The sequence below is a fragment of the Streptomyces sp. CB09001 genome (genome assembly GCF_003369795.1).
Taxonomy (GTDB): Bacteria; Actinomycetota; Actinomycetes; order Streptomycetales; family Streptomycetaceae; genus Streptomyces.
Genome location: NZ_CP026730.1, coordinates 1894625 through 1911405, shown reverse-complemented (window position 1 = coordinate 1911405; position 16781 = coordinate 1894625). Strand labels below are relative to the sequence as shown.

Annotated in this window: 15 protein-coding genes and 1 pseudogene; 6 read left to right on the top strand and 10 right to left on the bottom strand. The window is 71.2% G+C overall.

Features of this window, described 5'->3' with window-relative positions:
* Positions 1-25 precede the first annotated feature (25 nt).
* The 3 genes from C4J65_RS08970 to C4J65_RS08960 all read left to right on the top strand — a co-directional run bounded on the left by C4J65_RS08970 (position 26) and on the right by C4J65_RS08960 (position 2728).
* Entirely contained in the window at positions 26-580 is a 555-nt protein-coding gene (locus C4J65_RS08970; protein ID WP_115741929.1) for a nuclear transport factor 2 family protein, read from the top strand.
* Positions 581-629: 49 nt separating this feature from the next.
* Positions 630-1391, top strand: coding sequence for a hypothetical protein (locus tag C4J65_RS08965; protein ID WP_115741928.1), 762 nt, complete (start codon positions 630-632; stop codon positions 1389-1391).
* A 68-nt stretch (positions 1392-1459) separates the two neighbouring features.
* Complete coding sequence (locus C4J65_RS08960) at positions 1460-2728, top strand: lytic transglycosylase domain-containing protein (protein WP_115741927.1); 1269 nt, start codon at positions 1460-1462, stop codon at positions 2726-2728.
* Between the two features lie 15 nt (positions 2729-2743).
* Here C4J65_RS08960 and C4J65_RS08955 read toward each other — a convergent pair whose 3' ends face one another.
* From C4J65_RS08955 to C4J65_RS08920, 8 genes are all read right to left on the bottom strand, one after another.
* The gene (locus C4J65_RS08955) at positions 2744-4408 is read right to left on the bottom strand and encodes a histidinol-phosphate transaminase (protein ID WP_115741926.1); all 1665 of its coding nucleotides are present in this window, start codon (positions 4406-4408) and stop codon (positions 2744-2746) included.
* A 115-nt stretch (positions 4409-4523) separates the two neighbouring features.
* Complete coding sequence (locus tag C4J65_RS08950) at positions 4524-5672, bottom strand: aldose epimerase family protein (protein ID WP_162833090.1); 1149 nt, start codon at positions 5670-5672, stop codon at positions 4524-4526.
* A gap of 65 nt (positions 5673-5737) precedes the next feature.
* A complete protein-coding gene (mmsB, locus tag C4J65_RS08945) occupies positions 5738-6982 on the bottom strand; it encodes a multiple monosaccharide ABC transporter permease (RefSeq protein ID WP_115741925.1) in 1245 nt (414 codons plus the stop codon).
* Positions 6979-8556, bottom strand: coding sequence for a multiple monosaccharide ABC transporter ATP-binding protein (mmsA, locus tag C4J65_RS08940; protein ID WP_115741924.1), 1578 nt, complete (start codon positions 8554-8556; stop codon positions 6979-6981). The genes mmsB and mmsA overlap by 4 nt, the downstream gene beginning before the upstream one ends.
* Positions 8557-8588: 32 nt before the next feature.
* Positions 8589-9698 (bottom strand): multiple monosaccharide ABC transporter substrate-binding protein, encoded by a 1110-nt coding sequence (gene chvE / locus C4J65_RS08935; RefSeq protein ID WP_115746360.1) that lies wholly within the window; start codon positions 9696-9698, stop codon positions 8589-8591.
* Positions 9699-9793: 95 nt separating this feature from the next.
* A complete protein-coding gene (locus tag C4J65_RS08930) occupies positions 9794-10765 on the bottom strand; it encodes a hypothetical protein (RefSeq protein ID WP_115741923.1) in 972 nt (323 codons plus the stop codon).
* Positions 10766-10930: 165 nt separating this feature from the next.
* Positions 10931-11947, bottom strand: coding sequence for an alcohol dehydrogenase catalytic domain-containing protein (locus tag C4J65_RS08925; protein WP_115741922.1), 1017 nt, complete (start codon positions 11945-11947; stop codon positions 10931-10933).
* Positions 11944-13110, bottom strand: coding sequence for a mandelate racemase/muconate lactonizing enzyme family protein (locus tag C4J65_RS08920; RefSeq protein WP_115741921.1), 1167 nt, complete (start codon positions 13108-13110; stop codon positions 11944-11946). Before C4J65_RS08920 ends, C4J65_RS08925 begins: the two co-directional genes overlap by 4 nt.
* A gap of 215 nt (positions 13111-13325) precedes the next feature.
* Here C4J65_RS08920 and C4J65_RS08915 point away from each other — a divergent pair, with 215 nt between their 5' ends.
* Positions 13326-14105, top strand: a complete 780-nt coding sequence (locus tag C4J65_RS08915) for a hypothetical protein (RefSeq protein WP_115741920.1) — start codon at positions 13326-13328, stop codon at positions 14103-14105.
* A gap of 9 nt (positions 14106-14114) precedes the next feature.
* Here C4J65_RS08915 and C4J65_RS08910 read toward each other — a convergent pair.
* Both C4J65_RS08910 and C4J65_RS08905 read right to left on the bottom strand, forming a co-directional pair.
* Positions 14115-14561, bottom strand: a pseudogene (locus C4J65_RS08910) (GNAT family N-acetyltransferase); the annotation flags it as partial.
* 43 nt (positions 14562-14604) lie between these two features.
* Positions 14605-15060, bottom strand: a complete 456-nt coding sequence (locus C4J65_RS08905) for a MarR family transcriptional regulator (protein WP_115746359.1) — start codon at positions 15058-15060, stop codon at positions 14605-14607.
* 159 nt (positions 15061-15219) lie between these two features.
* Between C4J65_RS08905 and C4J65_RS08900 the strand changes: the two genes are divergently transcribed.
* Together C4J65_RS08900 and C4J65_RS08895 are read left to right on the top strand one after the other, a co-directional pair.
* Positions 15220-16242, top strand: coding sequence for an NADP-dependent oxidoreductase (locus C4J65_RS08900; protein ID WP_115741919.1), 1023 nt, complete (start codon positions 15220-15222; stop codon positions 16240-16242).
* Positions 16243-16335: 93 nt separating this feature from the next.
* Complete coding sequence (locus C4J65_RS08895) at positions 16336-16755, top strand: organic hydroperoxide resistance protein (protein WP_115741918.1); 420 nt, start codon at positions 16336-16338, stop codon at positions 16753-16755.
* Positions 16756-16781 lie beyond the last annotated feature (26 nt).

The window sequence follows — 16781 nt, the reverse complement described above, 5'->3', positions numbered from 1 at the left end:
CATGCGCGGGAGACTGGAGCACCCCATGAAACGCGCGGTCCGCCTCCTCGGCGTCGGTCGCACCCGGCCGCTGCCCGCCCTGGCCCTGGCCCTCGTCCTCACCCTAGTCGCGGGCGGCTTCGCCGCCTGGGCCGGTCAGGACTGGTACCGGGCGGCACACGACGAGCAGGCCGGGTACGCCGCGCAGCGGGACGCGGCACTCTCCGCCGGGGAGCAGGCCGTGCAGAACCTGAACACGCTCGACCACCGCGAGCTGAACCGCGGCCTGGACCTGTGGGAGTCCTCGACCACCGGCGAACTGCACGACCAACTCGCCTCCGGGCGTGACGAGTTCGCCGACCGGATGAAAGAGGCGAAGACGGTCAGCACGGCCCGGGTGCTGTCCGGCGCCGTCACCGAACTCGACGACCGCGCCGGACGCGCCCGGGTACTGGTCGCCCTGCGCGTCACCGTCGAGGCGGCCGACGGAGCGAAGAGCGACAAGGACAGCCGCATGCTCGGCGAACTCACCCGGACCGACGGCCGGTGGAAGCTGAGCGCCCTGGGCCAGGCGCCCGTCGGCGCGACGTCGACCGGCTGATCCGGTCCCGTACCGCGAGAGCCGGCCGCAGCGAGGAGGACACCGCACCATGTCGACGACCCGTCACCACATCAACCGCCAGCGGCGCCGCCAGGCCCGCGAGACGGCCCCCGCCGCGCCCGCCGGGCGCCCGGAACGCCCGCCGGTCCGGACCGGCGGGCGCGGCGGCACGGCGGTCCTGACGCCCGCGGACGCCGTCACCGCCGACCCGCCCACGGCCGGGGACGAGAAGGCCGCCCCGGCCCGGTCGCGGCGCCCCGCGGTCCTCGCGCTGCTCTGCGCGCTGACGGTCCTCCTCGGCGGCTTCGCGGGCTGGGCGCACGCGGAGGCCGAGGGGCTCAGGTCCGAACCCGCCCGCAGCAACACCGCACTGACCGACCTCGCCCGCACCAGCGAGATCAAGGGCCAGGTGGCCAAGGCCGTCGACCGCCTCTTCTCCTACGACCACGCCGACCCCGGCGCCCTGGACAAGGCGGCGCGGGACCTCCTGACCGGCAAGGCCGTCGACCAGCACCGCGACCTGCTCGCCGACGTCCGCGCGCGTGCCGACGAGCAGAAGGCGGTGATCACCACGACCGTCACCGACAGCGCGGTCGAACGCATCGACGGCGACCGGGCCCGAGTCCTCGTCTACGCCGACCAGAGCAGCGTCGCCACCACCGGCAAGAAGGCCGCGACGGACAAGGAGAGCAGGACGGACGGGGCGGCCGCGCAGGACGAGGGCGTGTACGCGGCGGCCATGCTCGCCGTCGACGTCGTGCACCACGACGGACGCTGGCTGGTCTCCGCCCTCGACACCTTTGGCCGCTGAAGCACCCCGGGCCCGCTCCCCGCTCCCCGCCCCCCGCATCTCCGACGGATCCGACAGGAGTGACGACCATGTCCGTACGCCGTGCCCGACGCCTGTACTCCGGCCGGGCCCGCAAGGGACTGCGCACGACCGCGCTCGCGGTGGCGGCCATGGCGGCCCTCACCGCCTCCCAGGCCCCCGGCCTCACCCGGGACACCGGGGACAGCCAGGCCGGACCGGCCGCCGACGACCTGGGCCTGCCGGCGGCGGACGGCCCGTTCGCCGCGCTCGCGCCACCGGGCGACGGCTCCTACCACACCGAACTCCCGCCCCTGAGGACGCGGAACGGCGGGCCGGTCCCGCCCACCCCCGCACTCGGGCCGGAGATCCGCGCCCAGTCGGGCATCCCCGCCACCGTGCTGCGCGCCTACCGCGCCGCCGAGACCGCCGTCGGCAGGACGGACCCCGGCTGCCGGCTGCCCTGGGAACTGCTCGCGGCGATCGGCAAGGTCGAGTCCGGACAGGCACGCGGGGGCGCGGTCGACGGCGACGGCACGACCCTGCGCCGCATCACCGGGCCGCCCCTCGACGGCCGGGGCTTCGCCCTGATCCGGGACACCGACGGCGGCGCCCACGACGGCGACACGGTCTACGACCGGGCGGTGGGCCCGATGCAGTTCCTGCCGTCCACCTGGGCCCGCTGGGGTGCGGACGGCAACGGCGACGGCCGCGCCGACCCGAACAACATCTTCGACGCGGCGCTGGCGGCCGGGCACTACCTGTGCGCCGGCGACCGGGACCTGGGCCGGGCGGCGGACCTGGACCGGGCAATCCTCAGCTACAACAACTCCCGCACCTATCTGCGTCTGGTCGAGTACTGGCTGGAGTTCTACAGCCGTGGCGTCCACACCGTCCCCGACGGCAAGGGCGTCGTCCCGAAGAGTCCCGGCGCGGGCGGCGACACCCCGGCGACCGAGCCCGTCGACCGCGCGGGCGGCGGGGGCCACGGGAACGGCGGTGGCGGCGGGGACGGCGGCATCGTCATCGGCCCGGACCCGGGCACCACGCCGTCCACCCCCGGGCCGTCCACCCCGACGGTTCCGTCGCCGAGTCAGGACCCCTCCCCGCCGCCCACCGACAACCCCACCGGAACGCCCACCGGGTCCCCCAGCGGGACCCCCACCGACACACCGGCACCCTCGCCCGACCCGACCGGTCCGAGCCCCTCGCCCACTCCCACGGACGACTGCTCCGCGGAACCGGGAACCGCGTCCCCCGACCCCACGGCCTCCCCCACGGACGCACCCTGCCCGAGCCCGTCGGACACCTCGGCGGCGCCGGACACCCCGGCCGGGTAGGGGCGGCCGCCGGGGTCAGCCCGCCTGGCCCATCCCGGCCGCGTTCGGCCAGCCCGTCGCCGGGACCGACTCCAGGCCGTTGGTACCCCTGACCTGCGCGGCCGTGAGACCGCCGCGGGCCGGGACGCCGGGCGGGGTGGGCCCGAACGGCGGTGAGTACGCGGCGGCCGGGGAGACCGGGGCGACCGGGGCGGGCACCGCGGCCGGGGCCGGGGCCGGCATGGGCTGCGGGGCCGGTGCCGGGTGGGGGACCGGCACCGGCCCGGGATACGGCACCGGCTGGGGGACCGGGGCCGGCTGGGGCGCCGGGGCGGGGCCGGGCACGGCGGCCGCCGCAGGAGCCACCGGCACCGCCGCGGGGAGCGGCAGGCCGGTGCCGGTGCCGGTGCCGGCGGCAGGGGCCGGAGCGGCGGCGAGCCCCGGGGCACCGGCACCGGCGGTCTGTGCGGTGATCGCGCGCATGCCGGAGCCGTTGGTCTCGTACATCAGGCGGTCCACGGCCGCCGTGCCCGAGCTGTAGCCGCTCCCGGTGGCCGGCCCGGGCACGGCGGCTCCCCTCCCGGCCCCGTAGAGCACCTGTTCCAGGCCGGACACCAGGCGACGCACGTCGGCCTGGGGGCGCACCACGAGACGCAGGAAGCGGCTGGACGAGCCGATCTTGTTGCCGCACTCCCGGACCAGCACCCCCTGCTCGGTGAGCATGCGGTCCCGTACGGCGGTGCCCTCCGCGCCCACGGGAAGCCGGACGAAGAGGAAGTTGCCCTGGGAGGGGTAGACGGTCAGGCCGGGCAGCGCGGACAGCTGGGCGGCCATCTCCAGGCGGTCGCGCCGCACCTGGTGCAGGCTCCGCGCGTACTCGGGACCGTGGTCGCGCAGCATGAACACCACGTACTCCGCGAAGGAGTTGAGGTTCCACTTGGGCAGCATGGCGCGCACCCGGCCCGCGAGCGCCGGGTTGGCGACGAGGTAGCCGAAGCGGATGCCGTGCAGCCCGAAGTTCTTGCCGAGGCTGCGCAGCACGACGACGTTGGGGCGCAGCATCGCCTCCTGGACCACGCTGGGTTCGGCCTCCGCGTCGGCGAACTCCAGGAAGGACTCGTCGATCACGACCAGGTCCCGGTCGGCCATCGCGTCCATGAACTGCACCAGCGCCTGCTTGTGCAGATAGCCGCCGTCCGGGTTGTTGGGGTTGCAGAGGACCACGGCCCGGGTGCCCCTGGCCCGGACGAACTCGCCGTACCGGGCGAGGTCGAGGGCGAATCCGCCGGCCTCCTGGAGCGGGAACATGTCGACCCGCTTGCCGGTCTCCATGGGCTGGTCGGTCCAGCGGCCGAAGGTGGGGACGGGGACGGCGAGGGACTCCCGGACCAGCAGGTGGTCGATCCAGGTGATCAGCTCCGTGGAGCCGTTGCCCATCGCCACGCACTGCGGCGGAAGCTGGAGCAGACTGCACAGTTCGGCGGTGATGGTGTCGGCGCTGCTCGGGTAGTACGTGACGATGTCGCGCAGCCGGCCGGCCATCTCCTCGAACATCGCCGGGGTGGGGAAGTACGGGTTGCAGGGGATGCAGAAGTCCACCGGGCCGGCGCCCGCCGCCTCGCCGCTCTCCCGCGCCAGCGCAGCCATCGAGGGGCTGTGCGCCGCGGTGCTGCGGAACAACGAGGTGACGTTGCCGGACAAGTGGACCTCCGTGAGTGGGCGGCCCGTGCGGGGACACGGGCCGCCCTTGTATACGGAGGCGGACGGGGCACCGTTCAACGGGTGTGAAGAAAGTGTGCCCGCGCCCCGTCGCCGGCTACGCGTCGAAGGAGTGCACCGTGGACGTCCGGTACGTCTGGCCGGGCCGCAGCACGGTCGACGGGAACGACGGCTGGTTCGGCGAGTCCGGGAAGTGCTGCGTCTCCAGGCACAGGGCGTCGCCCTGGCGGTAGAGGGAGCCGCCGGTGCCGGTCAGGGTGCCGTCGAGGAAGTTGCCCGAGTAGAACTGGAGCCCGGGCTGGTCGGTGGCGATGCGCAGGGTGCGGCCGGAGGCGTGGTCCCGCAGGGTGGCGATGTGCTCGGGGCGGTCGGTGATGCCCTTGTCGAGCACCCAGTTGTGGTCGAAGCCCTTGGCGGTGACCAGTTGCGGGTGGGCGTCCCGGATGTCCCGGCCGACCGGCTTGGCCCGGCGGAAGTCGAAGGGCGTGCCGGACACCCGGGCCAGCTCGCCGGTGGGGATCAGACCCGCGTCGGTGGGCGTGAAGCGGGAGGCGGCGATCGACAGCTCGTGGTCCTCGATCGTGCCGCTGCCCTCGCCGGCCAGGTTCCAGTAGACGTGGCTGGTGAGGTTGACGACGGTGGCCTTGTCGGTGGTGGCCTCGTAGTCGATGCGCCAGTCGCCGCGCCGGGTGAGGGTGTACGTCACCTTCGCCCTCAGCGTGCCCGGGTAGCCCATCTCTCCGTCGACGCTGGTGTAGTGCAGCACCAGGCCGGTGTCGGAGCCCTCGGTGAACGGCTCGACGTCCCACACCCGGTAGTCGAAGCCCAGGGCACCGCCGTGCAGGGAGTTCTCCCCGTCGTTGACGGAGAGCTGGTACTCCTTGCCGTCCAGGGTGAAGCGGCCCTTGGCGATGCGGTTGCCGTACCGGCCGATCAGGGCGCCGAAGTGCGGGCTGCGGGCGACGTAGTCCTCGATGTTGTCGAAGCCCAGCGAGACGTTCGCGTAGCGGCCCCGGTGGTCCGGGATCTCCAGGGACTGCACGACGCCGCCGTACGACAGCACCTTCATCCGCGTGCCGCCGTTCTCCAGCGACCAGCGGTACACCTTCGTCCCGTCGGCCAGTTTGCCGAAGAGCTCCTTCACCGGTTTCCTGCCTCCCGAGGCATGCGCCGTGCCGCCGACCGCGGTGGCGGCCACGCCGGCCGCTGCCGCCGACGCGATGACCGTTCGTCTGCTCAGTTCCATGTGCGGCTCCTGTACTTCCGTGAAAAGAAGCGGGCCCCGCCGTGGGTGGCGGGGCCCGAGATCCGTTACGAACCGACCCTGCGCTTGTTCCACACGTCGAACCCGACCGCCGCCAGCAGTACCGCGCCCTTGATGACCTGCTGCCAGTCGGTGCCGATGCCGACGAGGTTCATGCCGTTGTTCAGCACACCCAGGACCAGACCGCCGATGATCGCGCCGAGGACCGTGCCGACGCCGCCGCTCATCGACGCGCCGCCGATGAACGAGGCGGCGATGGCCTCCAGCTCGAAGTTGAGGCCCGCCTTGGGCGAGGCCGCGTTGAAGCGGGCGGCGAAGACCAGACCCGCCAGGGCCGCGAGCATGCCCATGTTCAGGAAGACCAGGAAGGTGACCTTCTTGTCCTTCACGCCCGACAGCTTGGCCGCGGGCAGGTTGCCGCCGATGGCGTAGATGTGGCGGCCGATGATCGCGTTGCGCATCAGGTAGCCGAAGCCGACCACCAGCACGCCCAGGATGAGCAGCACGATCGGGGCGCCCTTGTAGCTGGCCAGCAGCATCGTGACCACGAGGACCGCGGCGACCAGCGCGACCAGCTTGAGCAGGAACAGCTTGAGCGGCGGCACGTCGAGGGAGAACTCCAGCTGCCGCTTGCGGTCGCGGACCTCCTGGTAGACCACGAAGGCGATCAGGGCGAAGCCCAGCAGCAGGGTGAGGTTGTGGTAGTTGGTGTTCGGGCCGACCTCGGGCAGGAAGCCGTTGGCGATCTTCTGCAGGTCCTTCGGGAACGGGCCGAGGGTCTGGCCCTTGAGGAAGATCTCCGTCAGACCGCGGAAGAGCAGCATGCCCGCGAGGGTCACGATGAACGAGGGTATGCCGAGATAGGCGATGAAGAAGCCCTGTACGGACCCGGCCGCGGCGCCGATGGCCAGGCAGAGGATCACCGCCACCGGCCAGGGCAGGTCGTGGTTGACCATCAGGACGGCGGCCGTCGCGCCGACGAAGGCGGTCAGTGAACCCACCGACAGGTCGATGTGACCCGCGATGATGACGAGCATCATGCCGATCGCGAGGATCAGGATGTAGCTGTTCTGCAGCACCAGGTTGGAGACGTTGCGCGGCAGCAGCAGGTCGCCGTCCGACCACACCGCGAACAGCACCACGATCAGGCCGAGGGCCATCAGCATGCCGTACTGGCGCATGTTGCGGCGCAAGCCGTCGAGCATCAGCTGCAGCAGGCCGCCGCCGGAGGCCGGTCCCTCCCTGCCGGGCGGTGCCGGTGCGGGAGTCTTGGCGGTCACGTCCGTGCTCATCGGCTTACCTCTTCGCCCTTCAGGGTCTTCTGGTCCTGCTTGTCCTTCGTCATCTGCCGCATCAGCGCCTCCTGCGAAGCCTCGGCCCGCGAGAACTCACCCGTCAGCCGTCCCGCGGCCATCGTGTAGATGCGGTCGCACATGCCGAGCAGCTCGGGCAGCTCGGAGGAGATGAACACGACCGCCTTGCCCTCGGCCGCCAGGCGGTCGATGACCGTGTAGATCTCGTACTTGGCGCCCACGTCGATGCCGCGCGTGGGCTCGTCCAGGATCAGCACCTCGGGACCCGCGAAGATCCACTTGCTGAGGACGACCTTCTGCTGGTTGCCGCCGGACAGCTTGCCGACCGGCTCGAAGACGGTCGGCGCCTTGATGTTCATCGACTTGCGGTATTCCTCGGCGACCTGCTGCTCACCGTGCTCGTCGACAACGCCCCGTTTGGAGACCTTGCCCAGCGCGGTCAGCGAGATGTTCCGGTTGATGGTGTCGATGAGGTTGAGGCCGTAGTGCTTGCGGTCCTCGGTCACGTAGGCGATCCCGTGCTTGACCGCCTCCGGGACGGTCTTCGTGCGGATCTCCCTGCCGTCCCTGAGGACCGTGCCGCCCGCGTGCCGGCCGTAGGTGCGGCCGAAGACGCTCATCGCCAGTTCGGTGCGCCCGGCGCCCATGAGCCCGGCGATGCCGACGATCTCGCCGCGCCGCACCTCGATCGAGACGTCGTCGACGACCTTGCGCTGCTGGTCGATGGGGTGGTGCACGGTCCAGTTGCGGATCTCCAGGGCCGGGGCCGTGCCCTCTTCGGGCTGGTGCGGGGTCCGGTCCGGGAAGCGGTTCTCCAGGTCGCGGCCGACCATCCCGCTGATGATCCGGTCCTCGGTGGTGTCGGCCGCCTTCACGTCGAGCGTCTCGATGGAGCGCCCGTCGCGGATGATCGTGACCGAGTCGGCGACCCGGCGGATCTCGTTCAGCTTGTGCGAGATGATGATCGAGGTGATGCTCTGCTCCTTCAACTGAAGGATCAGATCGAGGAGTTTGCCGCTGTCCTCGTCGTTGAGCGCCGCCGTGGGCTCGTCGAGGATGAGCAGTTTCACCCTCTTCGACAGAGCCTTGGCGATCTCCACCAGCTGCTGCTTGCCCACGCCGATGTCGGCGACGCGGGTCTCCGGGTGCTCGTCGAGGCCGACCCGGCGCAGCAGCTCGGTGGCGTGCTTGAGGGTGTCGTTCCAGTTGATCAGTCCGCGCTTGGCGTGCTCGTTGCCGAGGAAGATGTTCTCCGCGATCGACAGGTACGGCACCAGGGCCAGTTCCTGGTGGATGATCACGATGCCGTGCTGCTCGCTCGCCCGGATGTCCTTGAACCGGCAGGTCTCGCCCTCGAAGAGGACGTCCCCCTCGTAACTGCCGTGCGGATGGACTCCGGAGAGCACCTTCATCAGGGTCGACTTTCCGGCGCCGTTCTCCCCGCAGATGGCGTGGACCTCGCCCTGGCGAACGGTGAGCGTGACGTCCGACAGCGCTTTGACACCGGGAAAGGTCTTGACGATCGAGCGCATTTCCAGGACGGGTCCCGCCATGGTCGTGCCTTCCAATCCTTGAGGGGGCCCGGTTAGTTGAGCTGGTCCGCGGAGTAGTAGCCGCCGTCGACGAGGACCTTCTCCCAGTTGCTCTTGTCGACGCTGACCGGCTGCAGCAGGTAGGCGGGGACGACCTTGGCACCGTTGTCGTACGACTTGGTGTCGTTGACCTCGGGCTTCTTGTCGTTCAGGGCCGCGTCGACCATGTTCGCGGCGACCTTGGCGAGCTCGCGCAGGTCCTTGAAGACGGTCTGGGTCTGCTGGCCCGCCTTGATCGACTTCACCGAGGCGATCTCCGCGTCCTGGCCGGTGACGACCGGCATGGCCTTGCTGCCGGAGCCGTAGCCGTCCGACTTCAGGGCGGACAGGATGCCGATGGAGATGCCGTCGTAGGGCGAGAGCACCGCGTCGACCCGGGCGCTGCGGTAGCTGGAGGTCAGCAGGTCGTCCATGCGCTTCTGCGCGGTGCCGCCGTCCCAGCGCAGCGTGGTGACCTGGTTGAGGTCGGTCTGCTTGGAACGGACGACCAGCTGGCCCTTGTCCATGTACGGCTTCAGCACGCTCATCGCGCCGTTGAAGAAGTACCGGGTGTTGTTGTCGTCGTTGGAGCCGGCGAACAGCTCGATGTTGAAGGGGCCCTTCTTGCCGGCCTTCAGACCCAGCTTGTCGACGATGTAGCCGCCCTGCAGCTCGCCGACCTTCTGGTTGTCGAACGAGGCGTAGTAGTCGACGTTCTCCGTGCCGAGGATCAGCCGGTCGTAGGAGATGACCGGGATGTCGGCGTCCTTGGCCTGCTGCATGACGTTGCCGAGGGACTTGTTGTCGATCGCGGCCACGATCAGGGCGTCCACGCCCTGCGTGATCATGTTCTCGATCTGCGAGACCTGCTGGTCCGGGTCGTCCTCGCCGAAGACCAGCTTGGTCTTGAACCCCTTGGCCTTCAGTTCCTTCTCGACGTTGGCGCCGTCGGTGATCCAGCGCTCGGAGGACTTGGTCGGCATCGCGATGCCGACGGTGGCGCCGTCGCTTCCTCCCTTGTCGTCCTCGCTGCCGCCCTCGCTGTTCTGGCCGCAGGCGGTCAGGGTGAGGGCGAGCGAGGCGGCGGAGGCTATCGCGGCGAGTGCGGCTCTGCGGTTGCGCATGGTCATCATCCTTGAGGTGAGGGCTGGGTCGGCGAGGCAGGTGTGTGGGATTGTGCGCGGTCGTGTCGTCTTTTGAGAAGGGAGTTTCCGGAACGTTATGACGAGATCTCGAACCGGTTGAGCGGTCCCGGCAGCCGGGTGCCGAGCGGCGCCATGTCGCCGTCGGCCCCGTGCCGGGCGAGCAGGTCGAGGGCGAGCCGACCGCGCCGCACCCGCTCCTTCGCGGTGGTCAGCGTCAGTTCCCGCAGGTGGTGGCCGTACGGATAGATCCCGGGCGCCTTGGACAGGCCGAACTTCAGGTACAGCGGGGCGCCACGCCGGATCAGCTCGGCCACCTCGTACATGCGCACATAGCCGCCGAGGTCGTCGGGAGCCTCGATGTACATGTCCATCGGCGCGGCCGAAACCCGCCGTATTTCGGTCAGATGATCCAGCGTCAGGTCGCTGGGGACGTTGATGGAGTCGGCGCCGAGCCGCTCGTACACCGCGTACGAGGCCGGGTTGACCGGTCCGACGAGGGCCGAGAGCTTGAGCGTGGTGTCGGCGGGGAGGATGCCGGCCACGCGGGCGCGGTGCAGCGTCCACAGCACCCCCTCGTCGGCGACGAGCAGGCACTTGACGCCCAACTCGCTCGCCCGCACGGCGTCCTCGACGCACCCGGCGACAGCGGCGTGGCCGCGGGCCCGAAGGCCCGCGCCGCCCGAGTCGGTCCGGGTGGAGCCGCCGATGTCCCAGGTGCCGCGCGGGCCGGTGAACAGGCAGAGCTCGATGTCGCGTTCGGCGGTGGCCTCGACCATCTCGGTGATCTCGGCGTCGGTCAGCATCCACACGCCGCTGCCCTGGCTGATCCGGTGGATCGGCACGTCCAGCCGCGAGGACTCCTTGAGCACCACCCCCAGCGCCTCCGGACCCTCGCAGGACGGGATCTCGGTGCGCCAGCGGCCGCCGCCCGGGAAGGAGAGCGGCGAGGCGTCGGCGGGGTCGGGGGCGGGCGCGGCCAGGCCGAGGGCGGTGAGGGCCTGCTCACCGGGCCTGCGTGCGGCGGCCGTGGCGGAAGCGTCGGTCACAAGCGTTCCTTAGTGTTCGATATGTCGGACGAGGTTCGCAACCGCGGGTGCGGGCGGCCGGCGGTGCGAGCCGCATCGGCTCGGCGGCCTGGGCGCGCCGCGTCCGGTCCGGTGGGTGTACGCCGGTACGGAGGCCGTCAGGTCGCCCCCGCACCGGCGTACGGCTCAGGGGAGGGCTTCCGGGTGCAGCAGCACCTTGCCGACCTTCGGGTCGCCGGAGCCCACCAGTTCGATGGCCTCCGAGAACTCCTCGAGCGGCAGCTCGTGCGTCACCAGCGGCCGCGGATCGAGCAGACCGGCCGCGAAGACCCGCACCGTGTGCGCCCAGGCGTCCGGCGGCGCCCCGAAGACGGTGTGCACCTCCAGCTGCCGTACGACCAGGTCGGTCGGGTCGAGGCCGTCGGCGCCCGGCGCCGGGATGCCGGTCAGCACCAGGCGCCCGCCCCGGCGCAGCAGCCCGGCGGCCGTGCGCGCGGCGTCCGCGGAACCGGCGGTCTCGATCACGACGTCGAAGTCGTCCGGGAGCGGCCGGTCCTTGGTGCGGAAGTCGGTCGCGCCGAACCGCCGGGACAGCGCCTCCCGGTCCCCCCGCGTACCGACCACCAGCAGCTCGGCCGGGGAGGCGGCGCGCAGGAACTGCACGGCGAACATGCCGAGCGTGCCCGTGCCGACGACGGCGACGCGTTCGCCCGGCACGGCGTTCGCCTTGAGCGCGGCGGCGGCGATGCAGGCCGCGGGCTCCAGCAGTGCCGCGGCGGTGAGGTCGGCGTCGTCGGGCAGGGCGTGCAGCAGCCGGGCGGGCAGGGTCAGCGTCGGGGCCATGGCGCCCGGCTGGGTGAACCCGGTCTCCTCGTACCCGGCCGTGCACAGCGTCGTCTCGCCCGCGTGGCAGCGGTCGCACACCTGGCAGTTGCGGAAGCCCTCGCCCACGACCTTCCGGCCGACGAGCGAGGCCGGGACCCCGGCACCGGTCCGCTCCACGGTCCCGGACCACTCGTGCCCGGGGGTGAGCGGATAACGCACGTACCCCTCGGGCCGGTTGCCCTGGTAGACCTCGCGGTCGCTGCCGCAGATCCCCGCGGCGTGCACCCGCACCAGTGCCTCGCCGGGCCCCGGTTCACGCGGCTCGTGCGGCACGAGCCGGTGCACCCCCGGCGACTCGACCAGGACCGCGCCGCTCATGCCCCGGTCCCCTTCGGATTGCGCTGCTCCCAGCCCTCGGCCCACAGGTCGAACCGCGCCTGCTGCTGCGGGAACTCGGCCGCCGCGTCGGTGTCCAGCTCGACCCCGAGACCGGGCGCGTCGGAGAGGTGGAAGCACCCGTCCTCCGGGTCGACCCGCGGCGCGCCCTTCACGACCTTCTTGATCTCCGCGTCCGCGAAGTCGTTGAAGTGCTCCAGGATCTTGAAGTTCGGGGAGGTGAACCCGACCTGGAGGCTCGCGGCGGTGAGCACGGGCCCACCGACGTTGTGCGGGGCGACCAGCGTGTAGTGGGTCTCGGCGGTCGCGGCCAGCTTCCGGGTCTCCCAGATGCCGCCGATGTGACCGACGTCGGGCTGGATGACGTCCACCGACTGGTCCTCGAACAGCTCGCGGAACTCGATCCGGTCGTGGATGCGCTCACCCGTGGCGACCGGGATGTCGACCTTCTCGGCGACCTTCTTCAACGCCTTGAGGTTCTCCGGCGGGACCGGCTCCTCCAGCCAGGCCGGCTTGAACGGCGCGAGTTCACGCGCGAGCCGGACCGCGGTGGACGGCGAGAACCGGCCGTGCATCTCCAGCATCAGCTCGGCGTCCGGCCCGATGGCGTCCCGCACGGCCTCGATCAGCGACACGGCGTAGTTCGTCTGCTGCTGGTCCAGCTCGAAGTGCCCGGTGCCGAACGGGTCGATCTTCAGCGCCCGGTACCCGCGCTCCATGACTCCCTGCGCGGCCTTGTGGTACGCCTCCGGCGTCCGCTCGGTGGTGTACCACCCGTTGGCGTACGCCTTGACCTTGTCCGTGACCTTCCCGCCCAGCAGCTGCCACACCGGGACCCCGAGAGCCTTGCCCTTGATGTCCCAGCACGCCATCTCGACGACCGCGATGCCGGACATCACGATCTCGCCCGCGCGCCCGTAGTCGCCGTACTTCATGCGGCGGACGAGGTCCTCGACAGCGAAGGGGTCGGAGCCGAGAATGTGGTTGGCCTCGGCCTCCTTCAGGTAGCCGAGAAGAGCGTCGGTGTGCCCCAGCATCCGGGTCTCGCCGACTCCGGTGAGGCCCTCGTCGGTGTGCACCTGGACGTAGGTCAGGTTGCGCCACGGCGTCCCGACCACGTGTGTGCTGATTCCGGTGATGCGCACGGCGGCTGCCCTTCGCTGTGTTCGATATTTCGTCACTCGTTCGAAATGCTGGCGTGACAGTAAGGACGGGGTGCTCGGAGTGTCAATGGGTCGGACACATAACGATTTCGGCAGTTTCGCAAGTGGGGGAGAGGCGGCCCTCGCATGCTTCCCCACACAACTTTCACAGTGACCTCTAGGAACGCGCCCGTCCCGGAACTTAACCTTCCCGCGTCATGGACTACTGCCACCCGTGCCGACGGCACCTCAACGGCGCTCTCGCCTGCCCGGGCTGCGGCACGCCCTGCCACGAACTCCCCGCTGCGGACGTCCATCTGACGGCGGGTGGGACGACCTCGCCGCGACTCGCGGACCAGGCGACGGCGGCGGCCAGGACGCTCGACGAGACACCCGACGAGACACCCGACGAGACACCCGACGAAACGCTCGACGAAACGCCCGACGAGGGTGCGGACGACGCCGCACCCGGCGCTCGCTCCAGCCGCCGTGACCGCAAGGCCGCCGCCCACCGCAGGCGCCGCCGCCGGACCCTGCTCGTCGCCGCGGGCTTCGTCCTGGCGGCCGGGGGACTGAGCCTGGCCGAACTCGGCACGGACGCCCCGCACTCCCCGGAGAAACCGGCCGCGGCGGGCGGCGAGACGACGGACGGCGAGGCGACGAGGGAGGTGGGCGAGGCGTCGGCGGTCCCGGTCGACGACACCACGCGGACGACCACGGCCTCGGGCTCCGCGTCCCCCGACGCATCGGCGTCGACAACGGTGTCGGCCTCCCCGTCGGAGTCCCCGGAGGCCACCAAGTCCCCGACGGAGACCGGGCCCGACTCCCCGTCGGCCTCCCGCCCCCCGCCCCCGGATCCCACCGGCCCCGCGAACCCGGACCCGTCGTCCCCCGAGTCCGGCGACGACCCGGCCCCGACGACGACCCCCACCCCGCCGGAGCCCCCGGACCCGACGCCCACGGAAACCTGCGACCGCTTCCTGTGGTGGTGCACGTAGGAGTTCCGCTCACGAGGAGAACCTGTACCCGGCGAAGTCGGCGACGCGGACATACCCGATGCGCTGGTAGAGGGCATTGCTGGTGGGGTTGTCCGGGTCCGTGAACAGGACGACGTCCGTGGCTCCCGCGGCCAGCGCGGACCTGCTCACCTCGACCGTCACGGCCCCGGCGTAGCCACGGCCGCGGAGACGGGCCGGGGTGTAGACGGGGTCCACCCGGACCATGCCGCCGACGACCGAGGTCGTGGCAGCCATCGCCACGGGGGTGCCCTCCGGGGACTCCCACCACGTGAAGTGCCGGTCGCCGAAGCGCGAGTCGTCCCAGGAGCCGGCGTCGATCAGGTCGATGGAGTGCTGCTCCCCGACATCGACACAGAACTCACGGCACCAGCGCACGACCTGCTCACGGTCCTTGCTGCTCGTGCGGCGCCCCCGGCCCTCCGGGGACGGCTGCGGCGCGAGGAGCGCGACGCGGGAGCGGTTCGGCCCGGGGTGAGGGTCAGCTCTCCGGTGAGCCCTCGCCGACCATCAGGCGCAGCGCGTCCCGCAGCGCCACTCGCTCGCCCTCCGACAGCCCCGCCAGCGGCTCCCGCGCGAACCGCAGTGACTCCCGCAGCCCTCGTGCCACCCGGCGCCCCTCCTCCGTCGCCGCCGCGACCTTCACCCGGCGGTCGCCGGGGTCGGGGCGGCGCTCGACCAGGCCCCGTGCCTCCAGCCGGTCCACGATCCCCGTGACGTTCGACGGCTCGCACTTCAGCTTCTGGGCCAGCTTCCGCATCGGCAGCGGCTCCAGTGACAGCAGGCTCAGCAGCTTGGCCTGCGCCCCGGTCAGGGCGCGCTCCGCCGCCGCCTCCTCGTAGTCCGCGTGGAAGCGGGCCACGACCTCGCCGATCAGCTCGACGACTTCCAGGGTGAGAGCGTCGGGGCGGCGGGTCGTGTCGCGTGGTGTGGCCATGGAATCCAGGGTACCCATTTGTTTGACAAGCTGAAATGTTCAGCCGCATGGTTGTTTCAGAGCATGAAACATTCTCGGCAGGCAAGTCCCGAGCGAGCCCCGAGCAAGTCCCGAGCAAGTCCCGAGCAAGTCCCGAGCAAGCCTTAGGAAAGGTGCCTCATGACCGACTCCCCCGCCCTCCCCGCCGTCAACCGCGCATGGCACCTGGTCACCCGCCCGGTCGGCTGGCCCAAGCCCGAGGACTTCGCGCTCGTCGAGGCGGAGGTCCCCACCCCGGGCACCGGGCAGGTGCTGGTGCGCAACCGGTACGTCTCCGTCGACCCGTACATGCGCGGGCGCATGAGCGCCGCCAAGTCCTACGCCGCCCCCTACGAGCTGGACAAGCCCATGCTGGGCGGCGCGGTCGGCGAGGTCGTCGCCTCCAACGCCGAGGGCTTCGCCGTCGGCGACCACGTCCTGCACTCCTTCGGCTGGCGCGAGTACGCCGCCGTGGACGCGAAGAACGCCGTCAAGGTGGACCCGGACGCGGCACCCCTGTCGACGTACCTGGGCGTGCTCGGCATGACGGGGCTCACCGCCTACGCCGGCCTGCTGCGCACGGCCGCCTTCAAGGAGGGCGACTCCGTCTTCGTCTCGGGCGCCGCGGGCGCCGTAGGCAGCCAGGTGGGGCAGATCGCCAGGCTCAAGGGCGCCTCGCGGGTCATCGGCTCGGCCGGCTCGGACGAGAAGGTCAAGCTGCTCCTCGACGAGTACGGCTTCGACGCCGCCTTCAACTACAAGAACGGCCCGGTGAGCGAGCAGCTGCGCGCCGCCGCCCCGGACGGCGTCGACGTCTACTTCGACAACGTCGGCGGCGACCACCTGGAGGCCGCCATCGGCTCCCTCAACCTCAACGGCCGCATCGCCATCTGCGGCGCGATCTCCGTCTACAACAACACCGAGCCCGCACCCGGCCCGAAGAACCTCGCCCGCCTCATCCAGACCCGCGGCCGCATCGAGGGCTTCCTGGTCGGCGACCACTACGACCTCCAGCCGAAGTTCGTCGAGGAGGTCGGCCCCTGGGTCCGCACCGGCGAGCTGAAGTACCGCGAGACCGTCGTCGAGGGCATCGAGAACAACCTGGAGGCGTTCCTCGGGGTCCTGCGCGGCGACAACACCGGGAAGATGATCGTCAAGCTCTGACTTCCCGAGAATTCCGGCATGCGGTAGCGTCTTTCCGAAATCCGTCGTGATCGTGGGCGCGAGTCACGGCGGACCTAGGAGGAAGACACCCGTATGCCCATCCAGCAGTCCGAAGTCCTCTACACCGCCGTCGCCACCGCCGAGAACGGCCGCGACGGACGGGTGGCCACCGACGACGGCACGCTCGACCTCGTCGTGAACCCGCCCAAGGAGATGGGCGGCAACGGCGCCGGTACCAACCCGGAGCAGCTCTTCGCCGCCGGGTACAGCGCCTGCTTCCAGGGCGCCCTCGGCGTCGTGGCCCGCGCGGAGGGTGCCGACATCTCCGGTTCCACCGTGACCGCGAAGGTGGGCATCGGCAAGAACGACGACGGCTTCGGGATCATCGTCGAGATCTCCGCCGAGATCCCGTCGGTCGACGCCGCCACCGCGCGGTCGCTGGTCGAGAAGGCCCACCAGGTCTGCCCGTACTCCAAGGCGACCCGCGGCAACATCACCGTGACGCTCGCCTGACCGGAACCGGAACCGGAACGGGAACG